At 44.9% G+C, this 21131-nt stretch carries 23 protein-coding genes; 8 read left to right on the top strand and 15 right to left on the bottom strand.

What is annotated here, in order from left to right:
- Positions 1–5: 5 nt before the first annotated feature.
- The 7 genes from P2A85_RS29170 to P2A85_RS29140 form a co-directional block, all read right to left on the bottom strand.
- On the bottom strand, positions 6–158 hold the full coding sequence (locus P2A85_RS29170) for a hypothetical protein (RefSeq protein WP_377482160.1): 153 nt from the start codon (positions 156–158) through the stop codon (positions 6–8).
- 58 nt (positions 159–216) lie between these two features.
- The gene (locus P2A85_RS29165) at positions 217–1068 is read right to left on the bottom strand and encodes a hypothetical protein (RefSeq protein ID WP_377482157.1); all 852 of its coding nucleotides are present in this window, start codon (positions 1066–1068) and stop codon (positions 217–219) included.
- A gap of 533 nt (positions 1069–1601) precedes the next feature.
- Entirely contained in the window at positions 1602–1724 is a 123-nt protein-coding gene (locus P2A85_RS29160; RefSeq protein ID WP_377482154.1) for a hypothetical protein, read from the bottom strand.
- Positions 1725–1784: 60 nt separating this feature from the next.
- A complete protein-coding gene (locus P2A85_RS29155) occupies positions 1785–2021 on the bottom strand; it encodes a hypothetical protein (protein ID WP_377482151.1) in 237 nt (78 codons plus the stop codon).
- A complete protein-coding gene (locus tag P2A85_RS29150; RefSeq protein ID WP_377482149.1) occupies positions 2005–2337 on the bottom strand; it encodes a hypothetical protein in 333 nt (110 codons plus the stop codon). The genes P2A85_RS29155 and P2A85_RS29150 overlap by 17 nt, the downstream gene beginning before the upstream one ends.
- 56 nt (positions 2338–2393) lie before the next feature.
- Entirely contained in the window at positions 2394–2645 is a 252-nt protein-coding gene (locus tag P2A85_RS29145; protein WP_377482147.1) for a hypothetical protein, read from the bottom strand.
- Positions 2646–2744: 99 nt separating this feature from the next.
- Positions 2745–3095, bottom strand: a complete 351-nt coding sequence (locus tag P2A85_RS29140; RefSeq protein ID WP_377482144.1) for a hypothetical protein — start codon at positions 3093–3095, stop codon at positions 2745–2747.
- Between the two features lie 99 nt (positions 3096–3194).
- On the opposite strand from P2A85_RS29140, the gene P2A85_RS29135 reads away from it, so the two are divergent.
- Entirely contained in the window at positions 3195–3920 is a 726-nt protein-coding gene (locus P2A85_RS29135; protein ID WP_377482141.1) for a hypothetical protein, read from the top strand.
- Between the two features lie 540 nt (positions 3921–4460).
- Here the strand turns inward: P2A85_RS29135 and P2A85_RS29130 are convergent.
- The 7 genes from P2A85_RS29130 to P2A85_RS29100 all read right to left on the bottom strand — a co-directional run bounded on the left by P2A85_RS29130 (position 4461) and on the right by P2A85_RS29100 (position 10670).
- Positions 4461–6047, bottom strand: a complete 1587-nt coding sequence (locus P2A85_RS29130; RefSeq protein WP_377482138.1) for an ATP-dependent endonuclease — start codon at positions 6045–6047, stop codon at positions 4461–4463.
- A gap of 69 nt (positions 6048–6116) precedes the next feature.
- Complete coding sequence (locus P2A85_RS29125; RefSeq protein ID WP_377482135.1) at positions 6117–6620, bottom strand: hypothetical protein; 504 nt, start codon at positions 6618–6620, stop codon at positions 6117–6119.
- A 155-nt stretch (positions 6621–6775) separates the two neighbouring features.
- Complete coding sequence (locus tag P2A85_RS29120; protein ID WP_377482234.1) at positions 6776–7138, bottom strand: DOPA 4,5-dioxygenase family protein; 363 nt, start codon at positions 7136–7138, stop codon at positions 6776–6778.
- Between the two features lie 335 nt (positions 7139–7473).
- Complete coding sequence (locus P2A85_RS29115; protein ID WP_377482132.1) at positions 7474–8424, bottom strand: GIY-YIG nuclease family protein; 951 nt, start codon at positions 8422–8424, stop codon at positions 7474–7476.
- Between the two features lie 223 nt (positions 8425–8647).
- A complete protein-coding gene (locus tag P2A85_RS29110) occupies positions 8648–9259 on the bottom strand; it encodes a hypothetical protein (RefSeq protein WP_377482129.1) in 612 nt (203 codons plus the stop codon).
- Between the two features lie 161 nt (positions 9260–9420).
- Positions 9421–9654, bottom strand: a complete 234-nt coding sequence (locus tag P2A85_RS29105) for a DUF3892 domain-containing protein (protein WP_371121289.1) — start codon at positions 9652–9654, stop codon at positions 9421–9423.
- Between the two features lie 302 nt (positions 9655–9956).
- Entirely contained in the window at positions 9957–10670 is a 714-nt protein-coding gene (locus tag P2A85_RS29100) for a tyrosine-type recombinase/integrase (RefSeq protein WP_377482124.1), read from the bottom strand.
- 483 nt (positions 10671–11153) lie between these two features.
- On the opposite strand from P2A85_RS29100, the gene P2A85_RS29095 reads away from it, so the two are divergent.
- The 6 genes from P2A85_RS29095 (at position 11154) to P2A85_RS29070 (ending at position 16005) form a co-directional block, all read left to right on the top strand.
- Positions 11154–11825, top strand: coding sequence for a type 1 glutamine amidotransferase domain-containing protein (locus P2A85_RS29095; RefSeq protein ID WP_377482121.1), 672 nt, complete (start codon positions 11154–11156; stop codon positions 11823–11825).
- A gap of 116 nt (positions 11826–11941) precedes the next feature.
- On the top strand, positions 11942–12706 hold the full coding sequence (locus tag P2A85_RS29090) for a cupin domain-containing protein (protein ID WP_377482118.1): 765 nt from the start codon (positions 11942–11944) through the stop codon (positions 12704–12706).
- 50 nt (positions 12707–12756) lie between these two features.
- On the top strand, positions 12757–13404 hold the full coding sequence (locus tag P2A85_RS29085) for a type 1 glutamine amidotransferase domain-containing protein (protein WP_377482115.1): 648 nt from the start codon (positions 12757–12759) through the stop codon (positions 13402–13404).
- Positions 13405–13543: 139 nt separating this feature from the next.
- A complete protein-coding gene (locus P2A85_RS29080) occupies positions 13544–14329 on the top strand; it encodes an HAD family hydrolase (protein WP_377482112.1) in 786 nt (261 codons plus the stop codon).
- Positions 14326–14739, top strand: coding sequence for a VOC family protein (locus P2A85_RS29075; RefSeq protein WP_377482109.1), 414 nt, complete (start codon positions 14326–14328; stop codon positions 14737–14739). The genes P2A85_RS29080 and P2A85_RS29075 overlap by 4 nt, the downstream gene beginning before the upstream one ends.
- Positions 14740–14793: 54 nt before the next feature.
- Positions 14794–16005, top strand: a complete 1212-nt coding sequence (locus P2A85_RS29070) for an MFS transporter (RefSeq protein ID WP_377482106.1) — start codon at positions 14794–14796, stop codon at positions 16003–16005.
- A 121-nt stretch (positions 16006–16126) separates the two neighbouring features.
- Here the strand turns inward: P2A85_RS29070 and P2A85_RS29065 are convergent, their stop codons facing one another.
- Positions 16127–19765 (bottom strand): NB-ARC domain-containing protein, encoded by a 3639-nt coding sequence (locus P2A85_RS29065; RefSeq protein ID WP_377482103.1) that lies wholly within the window; start codon positions 19763–19765, stop codon positions 16127–16129.
- A gap of 525 nt (positions 19766–20290) precedes the next feature.
- On the opposite strand from P2A85_RS29065, the gene P2A85_RS29060 reads away from it, so the two are divergent.
- Entirely contained in the window at positions 20291–21073 is a 783-nt protein-coding gene (locus tag P2A85_RS29060) for a type 1 glutamine amidotransferase domain-containing protein (RefSeq protein WP_377482100.1), read from the top strand.
- Positions 21074–21131 lie beyond the last annotated feature (58 nt).

The raw sequence follows: 21131 nt of genomic DNA, 5'->3' as shown, positions 1-21131 counted from the left end.
ATTCTCTAGATTTGCTCGAACTGGCGATCGCCCGACAGTAGCAATCGTACTATTTCCCCAGAACTAGACGACATTGATGGATGGCGATCGCGTCTTTTCTCAGAGGTAGGGCGAAAAACTGTAGGGAGCGATCGCCATCCACCACCAATTTCTCGCACAATTGTGTCGGACGCTCATCTATAACAGTTGCGTAGTCCTGTATTACCTAACCTAATTTTATGGGAAACCAAATCTTTCTGCTACTGCACTTACAGCATTAGCGGTAAGTGCAGTATCTTTAACTACATTCCATAGTGCAGTAAAAGAAGCTTTTAACCTCGATTGTTTTGGGGTTGAAGATTGAATCTCAGTTACCACGTCATCCAAATATTCTAGTGCCTCAGTTCGTACTGTATGGTTATCTAGAGCTTCGATTTGCTGACGTAGAGACTCAATCATTGGCAGAATCTCGTTGTCAAATTTATTGATGGTTCCTGCTGTATTCTCAGTTTGGACTTTTCCTTTATTAACACCAATCCCTATCGACGAGCCTTTTTGGTCGATATAATCGCCTTTAGAGAAATTAGCTCTGCGGTTGTCTTGCATTTTGGTATTGTTTCCGATTTGTTCGACTGTATGCGTGAAAACGTGAAAGATATTCCCGTTGTGGGTGAGCGTGTTTGTGTTGTGGGAGGTCGTGTTCATATTGAAAAGATTGTTCAATATTCCTATGTAGTCAGTGATAGGCTTTGGCTCATCAAAATGCACGACCTCAACAAATCGGACTTGTGAAAGAAAGGGTTGAGGGACTTGAATAGGTTCGGGATTTATTGTACGGTCTGACTTTCCAGAAAAATCGTATTTTCCTCCAATCCCACATTGGAACGTATCAGTATTCCAAAGGCGCTTACCGCTTTCATCAAGTAAAACAATGATGACTCGACTGCGAGCGCCCATGAATTTGTTTTTTGTCCAGCTTCGTGTGGATAGAGTCAATACCCCGGATTCACTTATAGAGCAAGACGTTTGGATGAAAATGCCGTCTGCTATTTCATCGGTTGGAGATTGAAAGTAGATAGGAAATGCCATCAGAAGACACCTTCTAAGTTTTTATATAGGGCTTGCTGAATAAATGCACGAGGCTTGCTAGACAAGGCTTTCAAGCATTGCGCCAACCAAAAAGAGCAAGATGATGGCATCTTTTGGTTCAAAAACCGTGCATTTTTACGGACTATCCTTGGGTATCCAAGGCCGGAAGCAAACCGTTAAACTCACATTTTTCAAGCCCTCTGGGCATTCAGATTTGCTCTTGAGGGACTTATTCAGCAAGCCCTATAATGGTTTTCTACTGTCCAGGCTTCATACCGGATAAATAAAATGTGGAAACTTGTACATTACTGTGTGGGGGAAACCGTAAAGGATGCGGACGATAACAAAGTAAGATCGCTTGTTAATTTTAAGGTTTCTGATCTATTTTACCTGTTTTCTTTGCACAAGTCGCACGGGTAGCGCGATCGTCTAACACAGACCCTGTAACCTTTTGGCTCATTCTTCAGCAAGCCCTAATTAAGGCCGCATAAAGGCTATCTCAAAATCAAAAATAAGGATTTCTGTTTGGATCGTCAGCCATCAGCCATCTTTCCACCAAGTACCGCAGCCGCGGAAAGCCATTTTTGAAATGCAGCATCGCCTCCCATCACTGCATCAGTATGAGCGGCAAAGATTAACCGTTCTTTTAGGCGCATAAAAAAACAGCGGAAAATACTTAATGTTCCGCTGTGGGGTGAGTATTTGAAGACGCAAGTTCAAACTACTTCGCAGTACAGGGTATAGTTTGCTCCATCATCAGTAAACTTACCTTGCTGCTCTCCTTTACCTGCCAGATCGCTGCCAACGGTTGCTGTACCCAGATGAGCGTCTTTGTCAAATATCCCTGTATCCTCGTCATAAAGTTTAATTTCTGCGGATCGGTTTCCCTCTAGCGATTCACGACTGCGAGCTACTCGAAAACGCATGAAGGTGAGCTTATCCCCAACTGCCATGCTTTGTATCAAATCTCAAATTAACGGCATCAATCGTCAGGTTAATTCCTTTAGCGGCCATACAAACGCCAAACGTTGCCCAAAAACCGGGGAGTGCTCCTGCTCCTGCTGAAAAAATAGCTGCAATGCCTAGGGCTACTCCGGCAGCAATCGCGCAATTTTTAGCATCATTCCAACTTTGCTCTGCAACATTATCAGGTAGGGTAATCGTTACAAAAACTTTATGCTTAGTCCACCTCGTTTGGGGGATGAATCGGTGTATCCTCAACTCAGGTGCGCCATCAAAACTGCCTATTTCAAATTCTCTGGTAGCCATACTTTACTTGTTAGAAGAGATTGTCTTTTTAAGACTTCCAATAAAAGACTCTTGTATCAGGAAAAAAAGCCATAAAAAACCTGCATTTTCAGCGCCATCTCCTCATCTAAAGCTTGGGGTACTGCATCCCGATCGATCGGGTGTCGGCAACCAGAGATCGGGAATCGGATCTCACGGTGATGACAAAGGAACTGCTGCTTTTTTACGAGCGATTGCTCATCCGCTTGCGTTGGCTGTTTTATCATATAAGCTATCGGTAAAATCGCATTCATCCCGGTAAATCTAGTTGGCGTGAGAACTGATAGCAAAGCCAATTTCCCTCACTCAATTCCTATGGCTCTGCAACCAATCAAACTAACGACGCCCGCAAGCGTTGCCCTCGAAGAGGATCGCTGCAAGCCGTCACGTCAAACCGAATCGTCCATCCATCCGCACTCCGAACAATCCCAATGAACCGGGGGTATTTCGTATTTGGGATAAGTCATTTCGCAGCGGGGACACCGACCGGTAAACAGTGGGTGGGTATCCAAAAGCTCCAACTGCTGTTCCAAAGTCCACCGTTGCCTCGGTTGCAGGATGAGTTCGCCGTTGTAGTAACTCGCGCCTTCAGGTTCCCACAATTCCTCTGATGCGGCGTTGGGGTCTGCTCGAAAGTCAATGCAAGTATTGGTGTTAGGGCCTGCGGGATGAACGGCACAGATGAGGTGTGGGTTGCGGGCAAAAAGGAGACAGCGATCGCACTCATGGAGTTTGGGCATGGCGTGTTGGGGTTTTGGTCTGGTTTAGTTTCCCAAAAATCTTGGTGTTGGGAGCGATCGGTCATAATTAGGAAAGTAACGAAAATCACTCTCTGCAATATGGAAACACTAACAGACGCTGCGATCGCTACCCTGCTCCTGACGAAAATGATTGAGAAACTCGAAGAAATGGCCGGCAAGAAGTTGCCGGACTTGGGAGAAGCGCTTTGGGAACAGGTAGAGAATCTCAGACAAAAACTGTGGCATAACGAACCAGAGATAGCCAGAGCCATCGAGCTAATAACTTACCAGCCAGACTTAGTGAAACAACAGTCTCAAGATTGCGGTCTAGAAGTGCTTGCGGGAAAAATTGAATTAGCAGCTTCATCAGACCTCGATCTAACCCAAATCATCGCAGCACTGGCAGCATTCATCAGACAGCTATTCGATTTTGATGGCAATAAACCGGAAGAGCCTCCGATTGATTTCAACAATTACAAGAAACCGGAAGAGCCTCCGATTAAAAACACAGTTCGGCTTGTCCTGCAACCGGAAGAGCCTTTGGTTGAAAACCAGCAACCAGAAGAGCCTTTGATTGAAAACACCTGGCTTTCGTCTCTGATATTAGCTTGGTCGCAACCGAAAGAGTCTTTGATTGAAAACCTGCCACCGAAAGAGTCTCCGATTGAACATACCGTTCAGGCTGACAGATCGTTTTTACAAGATCCTCGGGTTATCGTAACGAACGAATCGATCCAGCCCTATCAAGAGACGGCTGACGACGATCCCGTGCAGGTTTCTAAAAGTTACCAGAAAATAGCTAAAACTCAGCACCTTGGCTGTTAGAGGATACGGCGTAAAACGGTAAGGCAAGGGTATGGCTTGCTGTTAGGGTTTTGGTTCGAGTTTCTCAGATTCAGGAAGTTCGGGCATGACGGGGTGGTTTGGGGTTTTGGTTGGTTTTAGTTTTCCCAAAATCTGCTTGTTGGTGGCGATCGGGAATGCCACTGAGGGTCAAGACACCGCTGCTTTACCCGCATCAAGGATACGTTGCAAAAACTGGACTAATTCGTCGAAGCAACCGGGGTTATTTTCGAGCAACCACTCTGTAAGCATTACTGAGTGTTTGGTTTTCCTAAACTCGACCCGTGCGAACGATAATTTTTCAAATAAGACACCTAACAGTTTTGCTGCATCAATATGTTCGTCAACCCATTGGGGATTTAATAGATCCTGCTGGGTAGAATTTTTGGGGAAATAATCCTTATTTGATTTATGAGTTTCGAGCCATTCTCGAACTTCTTCGCCGGCAATGGGTTGTTCTCGCCCCGCATATTCTAGGTTGAGTACGGCTGCTACAGCATCGGGATGCAGCAGGTAGTTTTCTTACATCCGCCGTTCGATAAATTCAATAGGATGCGGCTTTCTTCTCTGTAAATCTTCAATATCCGAATCGGACAAACACTCTTTATCGAATACAAAACCTACAGCAGGAGGGTACAAATTATTCCCACCGCTGATGCGCTTATATAAGTCAAACATAACATCAACAAAGTGAGCTTTCTTTCCCAATAAATCCCCCGTGTTTTTGATGCTGACAATTTTGGTTCCTGTCAAAAGTTTTGGCTCTAGCTTGTCCAAGACGAGCGGGAAGCACTGTTCCTCGGTCTGCCCTTCCACCCAGAGAATCCTGTCGGCACCGAAAACATCAGACAAACTCACTCCCAGTTCGGCTAACAGAGAGCGCTGTTCCTTAATATCTTTTGCATTCATCATTGATGCTTGGGTTTTGCCGTCCTCATATCGAAGTTTCACAATAGTTGAGGGATTGGCAGCGGAAATAATCTCGGCCGAATGAGTGGCAATAAAATATTGGTGCTGCGGAAACTCCTTGATAATTTGTATCAGTTTCTTGGCCGCCCCTGGATGCAAATAAGATTGGGGTTCGTCAATAATAATCGGTCTGGGTTCTGGGGAAGCCAGTATCGCGTAAAGAATCGCCAGCACTTGACCGGTGCCAGTCCCGCAGTCAGACAAGGAAAATGCCAAATCTTTTCTATTGATTCCGGCGGATTTCGCGGGCCAAAGCAATATTTCAACAGGGTTGGGTTCCCGATAGTGCTGCTTCGATAGAATTTGAGTTGAAACTGATGCAAACTGAGGAAACATGGTAGAAACATAGTCATTGAAACGCTCGTACAGCTCTTCTTTACCTCGCGACTCTAATAAATGAATAACTTCGGCTAGGTTTGAAGCCCTTGGATTAAGCTCTTCATTGTTTCCGATAGAGCATTCGATAGAGCATTCTCCAACGAACCGCTGGGCTTGAAGTTGGGAAACGCAGTTTCTGAATTCGTGAAAAAGTGTTACGAAAAAATCTTCCTCTGTATAACTAGAATCTGTTTCATTAGTGTCCTGGCAGAAGGTAAAACGACTGCTAGCATCTTTTTTGATAATATTTTTATTTCGGCTTCTTGAAGAGCCTATAGTAAATTGTTCGGGTCGATAGTATGTTAATTTGATAGCTGGATCTAAATCTTTGATTAAAATATCATTCCGCTTTACTGAACTTCCCGTAAAATTTGAAACAGTTAACTCTACATCGTTGGGATTATCCATCCAATTTTGAAATAAAGTAAGCACTTCATCTGTTTGTAAGTACGCATTTCGACCAGAAGACAATCCTACATAGCAGTTAACTGGTAAATCATCGAACAGATTATAAATTTCTGCTTTTGTGAAGATTAAAGTTAATTTAGCGGTAGATTCTCGGTTCGGCGTTGAATTGGGTTGCGGGAATGTTTCGATAGTGCGGTGCGGGCTTGTCTCAAAGCTCAGGCTCAGAGCTTCCAGCAGCGCTGTTTTTCCTGAATTGTTGCCTCCCACAATAATGTTGATGCCCGGTTGGAATTCTAACGCCCCAGAATCCCGGAAGGACTTGTAATTGAGTAACTGAAAACGGGAGATGTGCATAGCTGTGCTTCAGGGAAAACTTTTAATCAATAAACACTAGCGCAGTTGTAGCAGCGATCGCACTTCTGTTCAGTTAATCCCCTCTGGCAAGTACAGATCGTCACCGGGCAGCCGCCGCTCGATAATCTCTTGCCGGTTCTCCAACATAACCGAATCAACGAATTTACCAAACCGCACATTGTACTCTCTTTCAGTGCGCTTGTGGCTGAATGCTGCGTCAGCCCGCCGTTCGATGGATTCTGCCATGCTGGCTTGTACTAAAGCTTGAGCTTTTACGTTGCCCTTGCCTACTTCGTGCAACCAATATGCTGTAGCTAATGCAATGGGAATAGGCTTGATTAATTGAGCGTTGCCGTACACTGGAATGCTTTGGGCTTGTGTAAAATTGTATCCGTTGAAAGGCAAAGCTAAAGCCGATTTCCCAGCGATAAACTTAGTTAACGCGCTGCCCTTTTTGTCCACCGCACCCATAACCCCAATCGCATCAACCTTATAGCCGCCGTCGGGTAGCTGGTAAACATGAAGCGGAATCGCACCTAAAAGGATGGTGGCGGAAATAGCTTTAACTGTCATTTGTTACTTCAAATAAATTACAATTGCCAAAGATTAGCCTGTTTTTGACTAATTAATCAACGATATCTCTGAGCAAATAATTTAGTTTGCGGACTACCGAACCTAGCAAGTAGTGTTTGCTCTACATAGAGCAATCCACCGCAGAAAGCGATGACTTAGAACTTCGCGTTGACTGTCCTAGGTCGCAGAACTTCGACATTCAGCTCTAGTTTTTCTCCCAGCCACAAAGAATGTGTTGTATGGTCTGCCACATCATCCCCTGTTTCGGGATGGACGAGAATATTTAGTTCCTCGCGGTGGAGCATCAACCAGGGAACTACTTTGCCAAACTGCGGGGGTAAAAACGCAACTTGATACATCGCTTGGGGGTGTGGCCCAATGGGTTTGTCGTGCCAGCGCCCTAACTGCACCTCAAACTGAGCCAATCCTTCGCGTACACGCGCAGCAGCATCGCGGCTATCACTGTCAAAGTAAATATGTGCGTGAAAATCAACAATTTCGATGGTGTCTTCTTTCATGATTTTACCGATACGGTGATTTGAGGGTTGGTATTGCTTGCAGTCTAGTAGTTGAGACAGATTAATCAGCGTTTTCATCAACTCCAAAGGCTATCAGAATCATCCACAACTAAAGTTTCACCTGTTACTGTATCTTTAACAGTTATGATTCTTTCAGTAAAAGTGAGATTTTCATAGAATTGATAACTATATTTACCTGCGAATGCTTCTTCATCAACCCAAAAATTCCAATTTATTAAGGTGTTTCATAATTACCTAAAGTTTTTTAGCGATTGTTGCTTAATTAACACTTGTAACTGTACTGCAATCCATTATGTTTGTAAGTGCGATCGCACTTATCTAATCCGCTGCTCTCTCAATTTTGACTCACATCCTCGGACATCCCGATCGCCGATCGCATCCGACTCAGCAGCCGACAGAACCTTGGGTTCCATCCCGTACAAATCATTCAGCACAGCCTTAACATCAGGAAACACAAAATACTCCGTCAGCTTGCCAATGCGGTAATTAAACGCTTTGTATCGATGTTTGAAGTACAGCTCCACATTCCCCCGATGTTCCCACAATCCCAGCAAATTAACGGTGACATCCGAATAATGCGCCCTCACATCCCGCTGCACCTCGGCGATTCTTTCCTCAATCAATCGAGTGGTAACGCCAATTTTATAGAAGCAGTGGCCGTCTGCTTTGACCTCAAGGAAATAGAGCGAGTTCACCAGAATCCGACGAAGCTGCGCTCGATAAATCTGCAAATCAGCCCGCCGTTCTTCCAAACAAGATAACCCCGCAGCTTCAGCAATCTCTACAGAGCGCTCCAACTTCATTAACTCCGACAGCAGCAGGGGTTCCTGGACTCGGTTGAACGACGCCAGGGGAAGCGCGCCGACGGGAATTTTACCGAGATTGGTGAACCGGTACGAGCGATCGCCCTCCGACTCTAGCAACCCTTTCAACTCCCACCGAAAGTTCACCAAATCTTTGGGAATAGCGTAATCCTGTGCGCCGTACTCTTTCCACAGCACTTTTAATTGCTCCAATTCCTCACCCTTAAGCTGGATGTTAAAATTATCGTAAAGCGGCAGCGATGGGAATGCTTTGGTTTTAATCCGCTGCGACACGAACTTGCAAGTTTCAAGAGTGTGCGCGAAATGGTGTTCTTTCACCGAACCCTTTTTTGCTGTCAGTCCGCCGCCGCAGTAAAGGCACGCGAGGTTAGTTTTTCCCCGCGCAACATCGTCGATGCCCGCCAGTTCTCCGCAGGGAGCAACACCGTATTTTAGCCACATCGCCTTTCAATTCTCCTTGAAGCCGGTTTCGTAGATGTACCCGCTAACGTATTAAGGATTGTAACAAATCTCAGGTGAGAGCTTCTGCCTTGGGGGGAGAGCGATCGCAGGTCACTCGATCGCTGGGAGAGCATTTTCGCCCTAGCAGTTACCGGGGCTGATGTGAACTTTCTACAATGCCTTGGGCTGCCGTCTGTTCGATACAATGAGGTTTTTATGTTGCTTAGCTGCTGCCATCTGGCTTACCTGTATTACCAGACCCACTACCTCCAGAAGATGCTGAAGGATTTGATGCGTTTGGAGTTGTGGTGGAGTTTGTCTCGACAGCTTTTGGGGGTTGAGGACGTAACTTATGAACGCCATTCCAACTATCATTATTTGTTTTTACAGATTCGCGATGAATATTAACGATATTGTCTTGATTCATGTTGGTTCCTTTTTCAATTAAGCTAATTGTCGCCGAATACATACCAATTATAACTACCATTACCATGCCGATGACAAAACTGATTGTGGCGACTAGATCTAAAAAAGCTAATTGTCTACTTTCAGTTTCATAACCGTTCAGCATTTGTTCGATGTGGTTAGCATTCTTACCGAGAATCCAAATGACTGAAATCACAGTGAACAAAAAGGCAATAAGCGCTGCGCCAAAAAGTAATATTTGTGAAAAGTTTGAAACACCAACTGTTCTCAACAATGTAACTAATAATCCGATGGCGCTAGTTGATAAAGTTAATAATTGCTTATCGCGTTCAAGTTTAGTGTTAAGCCATGCGCTTATCATGGCACTGTAAAATGCCCTGTCTTTGGCTTCATAATCTTCTTTGTTCAAAATTTTAATATTTTTGAGGTCAAGGAACTTGTAACTATCTCATTCTTGTCGTTTTTCGTTTTATTACTTGTCACGAACCCAAAATAATAAGGCGGTCATTAATATTAATTGACCGCCTCTCATAAATATAAGCGAGTATTACCTCGCAAAGGGCCGATAAATTAATCTTCTGCCATTGTGTCTAAGTTGTTACCCTTATCACCATCCGGGTTGGTACGAAGAAATTCTTTACCATCCTGACGATGGACAACGTGTACCCCCTCGATTTTGCCTTCTTCAACCATATCGATAGCTTTTTCTACAGGGGTAAACCTTTGGTTGCCATCTAACAGAACATGGCTGATGTTGCCATCTTTGTCTTCTCTTGCATCAACAATTCGTCTATTTTCCGCCATTTTTTCACCTTTGGTAAACTTTATCAACCCTAACGAATGTCAGAAAACATGAATTAGAAAACACCGTATCACCAGAGTACGGTTATCCTACCTGGGTCATTATTCAGCCATTCGCTAAAGGAATGAGTTAAATATTATCCCTAAAAGATAGTTGGGTTAATAGGGTACACCTCGCACGATTAAGGATTGTAACAAATGTAGAACCCAGGGCTTCTGGCTTGAGGGAGAAAGCAACCGTCATTCGATTTGGGATGCGTGACTTTAATCTTTGCATCCAAAATCCAACATCCAAAATTGCTCGATCACCATTCGGGGATTTCTTCAGATGAGGAGTCGTCGCGGGCTTGTGACAGTTGTGACAGTTGCTTTGGAGGCAACGGCGCGGCGGGCAATTCATTGGGTACGTGGGGTAATGCGTGTTTTCCGGTGTAGGAAAGCATGGAAAGACTCGCGATCGCTCCTCTGACTTGATCCGGCTTCACCTCTAAGTATTTCTGCAATTGGTCTAGGTTACTGTGACCGCTGATTTCTTGAATAATCCGCAGTGGAATCCCGGCGTTGCTCATCTGAGTCAGGGCCGTTCTCCTGAAGCTGTGGGTGGATGCTCCCTCGATGTCAGCCCGATCGAACGCTTCTCTCAAAATTCTGTCTGCTGAATCCGAGTGCAGGTGTTTCCAATGGTGGCAGCGGTGGCGACCGGGGAATAAGTAAGTCTGACCCGCATGGGGATGCCAAGAAGTTAGGAGACTTCGCAAATCCTCAATCACCGGAATCGTGCGGGTTTGGAGTTTTCCCTTGGTGTTGGCTTTGCGGAAGTTAATCGTAGAGCGGACTGTACCAGAGTTCGTGTAGATATCTTTGACCATCAGGGAACAAGCTTCGGCAATGCGGCAGGCGGTGTAGAGGCAAACTCCAAAGAGGGCGCGATCGCGATCGGTCTGCAAACCGTCGTTGAACAACAGTTCGATTTCCTCTTGGGTGAGGATTTTGGCTTGCCCGTGGCCTTCAATCTTCATGCTTGGTGTATACCCGACCCGACAAAGCAAAAGTTTGCCGCATTTACTGCATTGCTGCATTCATCTGAGGTATTTCTTAACGCGATATCTATCAGAAACCCTCATAAAAAACCCTTAAACGCTTGTTCTGTCTGAGTGGCAGCTTATTTTTGTTAGATGTTTGTTGCCGAAAGTGTGAACGACGAATCAAGTCATAACGATAAGCTCAACAAACCACCGCGCCGCTAAATTAACTGAGATCAGACAATTTCTGACTATAGACCAGACAAAATCAGATTGCAGAACCCAAATTGCTCTAGTAGTCTGAATATAGTTCACAAGCAGCAGAAATCATTGCTTAGTAAATCCTGGTTTGATTCAATCTTAAATTGAGTGTTCCTAACTGCTTCCTGAGTTTCAGGCTGCATTTTTCAGGTAATCAACTACTAAACATTGTTGGCATTACCCACTCAATAAATTTAGCCCCCAATAGGAGTGTCCATCATGTCAGAACGTATTCTTTTCATTGTTACCAGCCACGCTCAATTAGGCAATACAAACCAATTAACAGGTCTGTACCTTCCAGAATTGATACATCCTTTTGAGATATTCAATCAGATGGGCTACCAAATTGCAGTTGCCTCTCCATCCGGTGGCAATGCGCCGATAGATCCCAAAAGTTTGTCAGATGAACTGGCAGAATATGTCTCTTTGACTCAAGGAACGATACCGCTAGAACAAATCGACCCAAATGATTATGATGTCTTCTTTGTAGTGGGCGGTCACGGAACGGTTTGGGATTTGCCCGACAACCCAGAGTTGCAGCGAATTCTACCCGCTGCTTACGATCGGGGCAAAATTATCGCAGCAGTTTGTCACGGGCCAGCTTCGCTCGTAAACTTGAAAACAGAATTCGGTGAATATTTGCTCCAGGGCAAGCAAGTTACTGGGTTTACGAACGAAGAAGAAGCGGCCGTTAAATTAACATCAGTGGTACCATTCCTGCTTGAAGATGCCCTCAAACGTGCGGGTGGCAAGTACAGCGGTAAACCGAACTGGCAAGTCAATGTAGTTGTGGACGAGCGGCTTATAACCGGACAGAATCCTGCTTCAGCGAGCAAAGTTGCTGAAGAAATAGTCAAGATTCTTTCCATGCAACTTGCCGCTGTTGCCTAATGGTTCAGTCAACTATTTTTGACATATTTTGTGCTTTGCAGAAGCGATAAACTTTGCAAATTGAAGTAATTCCAACGTTTTGTCGAAATAATAGCCACCTTCAACCCAGTAAAGCCATGCCCAACACAAATATAGCAACGGCTCCATCTTCAAGAATCAGAATTGCTCTCTCAAATCAAGACACGCAGCATTTTGAAGAGGCCATGTCTGCTAGCACTTGGAAAGTGCTCGAAACGGAACAATTCAAGCAAGATTTGTATTTAGATGAAGTAATCCCGAAGCCTTGGGGATTGGAATTCAGAGTGTATTGCGACACCTTCTTTGATGTATGGAAATTAACCATTCTTCCAGGTAAATCCACATCAACGCATTGCCATCCCCGCAAAGAAACTGCCTTACTTTGCTTGTCAGGTACTGGGAAAATTAGCTTCTTCAATCAGGAATCTCACATGGTTTCTGCCGGAGATGTTGTATTTATTCCAAAAGGTGTTTTTCACAACACTGAAAATCTGGGAAACTCAACACTCGAATTAGTGGAAGTAGAAACGCCCAGAAATAAGTTTGATTTAGTCCGCCTCAGCGACCGCTACGGCCGTTCGGGTACAAGCTACGAGCAAGAAGTGATGGATTGCGAACTGATGGGAATGCGATCGCTCTCGTACATTGCTGAAGCCAAGCTGAGAACTGTTTGCCATCAGAAGCAATTTCGCTTCGGTGTCAAAGGTGCCCTGGAACTAATTTGCCGAGAAACTCCCGGCTTAATGTTTGTGGTGCCTTTAAGTTTGAAGTGTGCGTTCCTGCACAACATTCAAGTTCACAAAACGGTCGATCCGGCACAGCTTGACGAAAGCGTATTCTACCTAACAATCTGCAAAAACTGATCGGCTCGGCAAGCAACTCAAATTCATTCCATTTACATAGGAACAAACTCATGCAAACTCCATCTTCTGTTATTGCAATCGGCGCACAAATGCAGGATCGGGCAATGCCCATCTCGCCGAATGCCCCACGAGCTGCAATTCTCACAGGTCCAGGTTTTCAAGACCACGATTTGATTTACTGCTATTACCGCTTCTTGGAAGAAGGTTATGCGGTTGATATTGCAACACCGGACGGTATGGCAGTTTCTGGGAAATATACAGTACCCTTGAACGGCAAAATGGATAAAACAGGCAGTCCAGTGCTTTCCTTCGACGATTTAAAAGTCGATGACTACGATGCCGTTGTGCTGACAGGCGGATACGAAGCGCCCGGTAGAGTTCGCCGCGACCCAAAAGCGCTGGCTTTTGTAAAAAGCATGGCAGATGGCAATAAAGTAGTTGCCGGATTGTGTCACGGGCCGTGGATTATGATTTCTGCCCAAGTTTTGAAAGGCAAAACGGTTTGCGCTTACATCGACATGAAAGACGACATGATCAACTCCGGCGCTAATGTAATTAATGCGCGAGTCGTGCGGGATGGCAACATCATCACAGCTTCTTATTACGCCTACGTTGGAGAATTCATGCGCGAAACTTTTGCGGCAGTTGCCGAACTCCGAGCGCAACCGCACCGAGAGCTGGCAGAAGCAATTCGCTAGCCCCGATTGCTGCGATAGCAATCAATGCTGAACTCACAAAAAGACTGCGTAATTTCGCGACTGATTAATTGTTTGGGTTAAGTCACTTCTCAGTTTTGACTTAACCCAAAACACACCTGAAAATGAAAGTAAAAAAGGAATGGCAACACAAATGCAAGGTCTACAAAAAATATTTGCATTGGATTTTGATGGCGTAATTGCTGATGGACTGAACGAATGCCTTCTAGTTACTTGGAATGGTTACTATGATTTAGAGGTCAAAGATTTCAGCCTGGAAGGATTAGCTAACATCCCAGCTACCTTTATAAAACGGTTTACTCACTGCCGAAAATTTGCCAAACATTTAGGACATTTTGCCGTGGCAATTTTCGACATGGATACACCAATTCGGACGCAAGAGGATTACGAGCGGCTTTATTTATCCTTAGACCCGATTGAAGTCGAAATTTTTGTAGCCTCAGTGAACGAGTACCGGACAAAGGCGAGACAAGAGCGAGAATTGTTGTGGTTAGAACAACATACGCTCTACCCAAACATTCAATCGTTTCTTAAGGGATTGGATGCTCCCCTTTATATCGTTTCGGCTAAGGATAGCGATTCGATTATCAAGATTTTGGCAAAAACCGGAATCAAGCTAGACCCCCATCAAGTTTTTGGAGAGCAACGCAATAAACCAGCAGCCCTAAAAGCAATCCAACTAGAGCATAGCGTTCGTCCCGATGAAATCTTTTTCCTAGATGACAACATTATCAATGTGATTGATGTCAAGCAAGCAGGTTACAGCGCTTATTGGGCTATATGGGGCTACCAAGCCGAACACCATTGGGAACTGGCGCGCCAACATCAGGTTGCTGCGTTTTCTTTAGAGCAGTTGCCCGATTTAATAAGTGCCATGTCTAAGAGTTTTAAGGAGGAGACGGTATGAAATTTCTACACTGCATGATTCGGATAGAAAATGTGGAGCTAACATTGCGGTTTTACGAACTATTAGGGTTGAAACTCCTCCGCCAAAAAGACTACCCAAGCGGGCAGTACACTCTTTATTTTTTAGCAACAGACCCGGGCGAACCCGAAATCGAACTCACGCATAATTGGGGCGATAGAACATACGAGAAGGGCGACAATTTTGGTCATCTCGCTTATCGAATCGAGAACATTTACGAAACGTGCGAAACTCTCAAATCTCACGGTATCACCATTCATCGCCCGCCTCGCGATGGGTTCATGGCATTTGTCAAAGACCCGAACGGCATCTCCATTGAGCTGCTGCAACAAAATGAGGCTTTGCCACCTCAAGAACCTTGGGTTTCGATGCCTAATACTAACTCTTGGTAGAAAATTGCTTGACTTTTGACTTCAAACATTTACTTACTTCAACTGGAGAACAAAATGGAAATTAGTAGCAGCTTATCAGTTAGAGAATCGGACAAGCGAGAGCGCCTGTTATGGACTCTCAGCGCGGCAACCGTTCTCATTTTCTTTCAAGCCTACATGGTTGCGCCAATCATTCCCCATTTAGCGGAAGAGTTTCGAGTTGGCAACCAAATCATTGGATTACTGATTCCGGCTTACATGATTCCCTACGGAATTACCTCGCTACTTTTTGGGTTGGTGGCAGATAAAGTTGGTCGAAAATCGGTGATGCTAATATCATTATTCGCAATGATGGTATTAACTTTGTTGAGCGCAACTGCTCAGTCGGCAACTCAACTAATTGGATGGCGACTTGTGACTGGACTGAGCGCTAGCGGTACTATTCCACAAATTTTAACTTTGATTGGAGAACTGTACCCCTACTCGCAGCGCGGTCGCCCTTTGGGGTGGATATTTGGTGCGATGGCCGGCGGTATGGCTTTGGGGTCTAGTTTTGGTGCCATTTTGCTACCTGCGGTCGGTTGGCAAGGATTGTTTGTGGGTGTCGGTATTGTTGCTGGCGTATTGTTTTACATCTTGTGGAAACAGCGCCGCTCAATTACAAGTACCAAATCAAAGGTTCCTTTTCACTTAAAAAATCTGCTGGCGGGATACAAAGAACTGCTGACATCGCGCCGGGGCGCTAGAACTTACGGTTACGTGTTTCTGAACGGGATTTTTCACTCCGGTATCTTTACCTGGTTGGGACTTTACTTGTCTCAGCGGTACGGGTTCAACGAAACCCAAATCGGGATGGCTCTGCTGGGATACGGGATTCCGGGAATTATATTCGGCCCGATTATCGGAAGGGTAGCAGATCGGTGGGGGCGCAATCAGATATTACCAATCGGTTTCGCGATCGCTGCAATTGCCCCGCTGGTCTTAATTGCGAATGTTCCGCCGATTATCGCAACCCTTGCTGCGACTGCTTTGTCCCTCGGCTACGACTTGACGCAACCGCTGCTGGCTGGAATTGTCACTAATCTGGGTTCGGAAAGACCAGGGCAAGCAATGGGGTTGAACGTGTTTACGCTATTTATCGGCTTCGGTACGGGCGGATTTGTATTTGGTGAAATCCTGCGCTTCGGATTTACTCCTGCTCTATTAGTTTTTGGTAGCGTTATGGTATTCGCTGCGATTGCTTCTATTTTGCTATTTCGTTCGGAGAAGTCAAAATCAAAGCACTAACCTAATATCTTAGCGCTCTACGTTTACTAAAATTCATACAGAATTGGTATTAGTGACATACTCCCTCACCATAATCTTTGATTTGGTGAGGGATTCCCGTCTGCTTAGCTAATGCTCTCCGCTAATTGTCAGTCACGGTAGCAATTGGCAATAAGGAACCAACGACCATTGCACCAAGCGTTTTGAGCTTGGATTTTTGAGTTGTGGTTAAGCCTGAAACATCGGCAATATTCATCATTTCATAAGGTCGAATAACTGGTATCGTTTGTAAAGTAGTACCGTTTTTGATTGACCAAATTCGTAGCGTCGCATCAAGGTTTCCCGTAATTACAGTCTCCGCATTAGTACAAAAAGCGACCGCTGTTACTGCATCTTGATGACCACTTAGGGTTTTAAAACACACTCGATCGTTCACCTGCCATAATTTTGCAGTACGGTCATCGCTACCGCTGAGTAATAACTGACCATCGGCACTAAACGCGAGCGAGCTAATGCGATTAGTATGTCCTTGCAGAAGTGCAATGTTTTCTCTAGTCGTCGCATCACAAAGACAAATGAGTCCAGTCTCATTACCATAAGCCAAGTATTGTCCATCTACACTGAAGGCAATTGCGTGAACGCAACCTGTCTGAATTGTCTGAACAAGCTGTTGCGTTTCTAATTGCCAAATACGAACTGTTCCATCTAGACTGCCACTTGCTAAAAAACGGTGATTGGGACTAAATGAGACCGACCGCACACTATTTGTATGTCCTTGAAGAATACCCAAGCATTGCCCAGACTGAAGGCTCCAGAGACGAATCGTTTTGTCTTCACTCGCGCTGGCTAAAACCGTTGTATCTGGGCTAAAAGCAACTGACCAAATCCAGCAACCATGACCCAGAAACCTTTGAAGTTTATGCCTGGTTTTGGTGCAATACACTTGAATCGATAAATCTTCGCTTGCACTCGCGATCAAGCAGCCGTCTGGGCTAAATATGAGCGAGCGAATCCAACCGCTGTGTGGTGTGAGAGTTTGTAGTAGTTCACCCGTTTCAGAATCCCAAAATTGCAGGTGAGAATCGCGTCCGCCGCTCACAACAAGATTTGTCGTAGAACTTGCGGCGATCGACTGGATTCCATTACTGTAACCTTGAAGCGTTTTAAACGGTCGTCCTTCGGAAAACTCCCACCACCGCAATGTCTGATCGTGTCCGCCACTAATCAAAAATTTTCCATCGGGACTAAAAACAACTGACCAAACAAAGCTGGTATGTCCGCGAATTAGCCTTAAGCATTGTCGGGTTGATACATCCCAAAGACGCATACTGTAGTCATGTCCTCCACTCACAAGATATTGTCCATCCGGGCTAAAACTAACCGTCCACACGCAACGGGTATGTCCAGTCAAAACCGCCAAACACTCATCTGTCTCAAGATTCCAGAGACGTACACTACAATCATCGCTTCCAGTTGCTAAGATAGCTCCATCTGGGCTGACTTGGCTGCACAAAACACTTCCAGTATGTCCGACTAACGTACTCAGCCTCGATAGGTCAGAGAACCGCCAGATTTTGATGACATTATCCTTCCCCGTGCTAATTAGTCGCGTTCCATCCGGTGTGAAGCTTAGTGAGGTAATTCCGGCTTCATGAGCACGGTCGATTGTCCGCTGACAATGCCCTGTAGAAACATTCCACAAACGCAATGCAGCATCATCTCCACTGCTCGCTAAAAATTGACCGTCAGGACTAAAGGTAACGGTCGCTTCAGCAGCGGGCGCAGTGGATAGAATCATCCAACATTCTCCGGTCATAATGCTCCAGAGACGTAAGGTTCGATCCTGACTGGCACTTACGAGGGACTGACCATCCGGGCTCCAGGAGATCGACCTGATCCATCCTTGATGGCCGCGCAGAACCGCTACCGAGTTTGTACTTGGCGACTTCCAAATGTGGATGTCATTGCTAGTCGTTCCAGCAGCAACCATTGTTCCATCCGGGCTGATGGCAACACAGAAAACACTCCCAAACGTTTCCGAAAAAACTGAGTTTGCAAACGTACAACCTTGTAAATTGATACCATGTAACTGTTTGCCCGCAAAGTAAGCGTGTCGAATTGTCAAATTAGAAAAATCGCGATTGCTTAAATCGGCATCCATTAAACTTAGCAAATTCAACAAATTACCGCCTGCGTAGCCCGAATACTTCTGACTAGGTTCGAGCTTTTGTAACATATCTTTCAACTGCTCAATTCGCTGTTCCAATTGTAGTCGCGTGCTAAATCGTTCTACGAGGTAGTTAACCAACGGTTGAACTAATTGTCGCACTTGAGCGCTGCGGACATAATCCGTTGCTTCAGTATTCACAAGTGGTAGTCGATTAAAATAGTCGAATGCGCCACTTGCTATCTCTTGGCAAAGTTCTTGAATCAGCCGTCCCATCGCGTACTCTGCAATCATCGGTTGGAGGCTAAATCGACCCTGAATATCTTCTAATAAAGATCGTCGCTTGAGTCGTTCCAATGTCCGAGGTAATTCGGTTCGGGCAACTGAATTGAGGAGCAGATTATTGAGTTGAGCATAAGTCAATGTTTCGCACTGACTCGCGAACCAGTACATAAGTTCTTTTTCAGGCAGCGACAAACGACTAAATTGCCGTTCGATTAAATCATCTAGATCGTCTGAAATTGCTATACCCTGAACCAGTAGTTTCCGAAACTCGGCCAGATCGCTCTCGAAGAGCCCGCGCACACTGGTAGATATAAGTTTGAGTGCAAGTGGATTGCCAGCGTAATGATTTACAAACTGCTCCCAATCTTCGGAATCATTGCAGGAAAAACCATAACTGACCAACATCTGCTGTGCCGCTTGCGTCGAAAGACCTCTCAACGTTATTGACCGAACTTGCTTATTCTGTTTTTCGTAGGTAGAAATTGTTTTTGGTTTTTCTCGACTCGTAATAATTAGACAACTTTGGTGGGATAATTGAGCCACACGAGCGAACAGCAGATCGTATTCTTCATATCCTTCACGATAATCCCCTGTACGTTCGTGACTGCGGAGAATCGTTTCTAAATTGTCAAGAATCAAAAGGCACCGATGCTGCTGAAGGTAAGAGAGTAATATGGTCAGGCTGTGATTCAGATCCTCTTCCCAGCGAATCTCGTCATCTAAATGTCCAAGAGTACCCAGAATATCCGCAATCATTTCACTGACTGGGGAAGCGTTATGCAGGGAACGCCAAATCACCCGCTCAAATTTAGGTCCAAGGGTTCGAGCTAAATGTTGTGTCAGCGTTGTTTTGCCAATTCCACCCATACCCTGAATGACGAGCAAACGACAGTGTTGATGCTCAATCCAGTCCGTTAGCTCAATTTGTTCTTGCTCTCGACCAATTGATTCGTCATACAGTGAAAATGGTAATGCGAGCGATGAAGATACCTGCGACGATTCTGCTATGTGAATAGAAGAAGTGGCCCAATTGTGCGTTGGTGAAGCAATCAGCTTCACAGGTTCATTTGTTTCTGCTGTTTGAAAATACCGCTTAATTTGAGAACGAAAATTGGTCTTGTTGATTTCTAGACTGAGTGTATCAGAGAGAACCCGCCAGAGTTTTGCACCAACATCTCTAACATAGCCTGCATCATATCCGAGGTCTTCTGCTATTTCCGGGTAGGTCTTCCCAGACCAAGCTTTCTGAAGAACCGTGTTTTGTAGATCCGTTAACGAACCTAATTCTAGCAGTTTGTCTAGCATCTCTGAAGCATTTGTAGTCAGCACAGGTATTACCACTCAAGTTTACACTCACAGGTCAACTAACTCTTGAAGATTCAATCAAGTCGCATTAACTTTGTTGTTTTTCTTGGATTGATTGTGAAAATTGTATCGATCGGCACAAAATTGTCAAAGGTGAAATCGCATCAAACTTTGATGCAGCTAGATTATAACCTTGCGTTATCACCATTGCGGGAGAGCCACTTTGTTTTTGACAACTTATACAATAATACTTTATTTATCAATAATTTGTCAAGTCCTGATTGTGTCGATCGGTAATACATCACATTCCCATGTGGACAACGCAAAATAAATAAATAAATAACCCAGTATTTTTTTTTCCAGGTTCAGACATTTATCTGACATTTTCTGACAATATCAGGTTGTACGCAGTGTGATGAGTTGATAGTCTTTGGATAACCCGATCAATTCAAACTGCTCTGGAAGATGTAGGAATAATTCCTCGCTCCACGTTCTAGTTTTTAGCGGTGAAATCACAACTATAACTCTGTCATAAGGAGAAAAATAATAATGTTTAACGGCAAGATAGTCATACAGACTTTACTGGGTTTGAGCGCGCTGGGTGTCTTTATTCAAGCCAATGCTAAACCAGTTACTTCTTTGACCTCAAATCAGCCGAATAAGGTTTTGATTGTCCTAACAAATCACGATCGCTTAGGCGATACAGGCAAGAAAACTGGCTTTTATCTAAGTGAAGCAGCACATCCCTATGCACTGTTCGCGCAAGCGGGATATGAAGTCGATTTCGTCAGTCCAACAGGAGCCAATGCCACGATCGATCCTTCCAGTCTTAAGCTCGACGATCCGATCAATCGCCAGTTTGTTGAGAATCCTACAGTTATGGCAGAGGTCAACGATACATTAGCTCCACAAGAAGTTAACCCGGCTGAGTACAAAGCTATTCTGTTTGCAGGCGGGCATGGCACAATGTGGGATTTTCCTCTCGATCGAGGACTCGCAAAACTGACAGCAGCAATATACGACCAAGGGGGTATTGTTGGAGCAGTGTGTCACGGTCCAGCAGGACTGGTAAATGTTCGGCTGGCAAACGGATCGTATCTTGTTGCAGGCAAAACCGTTGCGGCATTTACAAATGAAGAGGAAGCCGCAGTCGGACTCACGCAAACTATGCCTTTTTTGTTGGAATCGAAACTGGTTGAACGCGGTGCAAAGCACACTGAAGCTCCTAATTTTCAGGCACATGTCGTCGTCAGCGGTAGATTAGTAACCGGACAGAATCCCGCCTCCGCCACTGGTGTCGCGCAACAAATGGTTGAACTTTTGAAACCCTAGATTTTAAGTATTTAGCAACACTCAATGATTTCATTTTTTAGGTAATTCTTCGGTCAGT

Origin of the sequence: Microcoleus anatoxicus, assembly GCF_042465725.1 — a bacterium.
In the GTDB taxonomy this organism is placed as follows: domain Bacteria; phylum Cyanobacteriota; class Cyanobacteriia; order Cyanobacteriales; family Microcoleaceae; genus Microcoleus; species Microcoleus anatoxicus.
The sequence above is the reverse complement of the archived record's forward strand: the minus strand, read 5'-3'. Positions and strand labels throughout refer to the sequence as shown.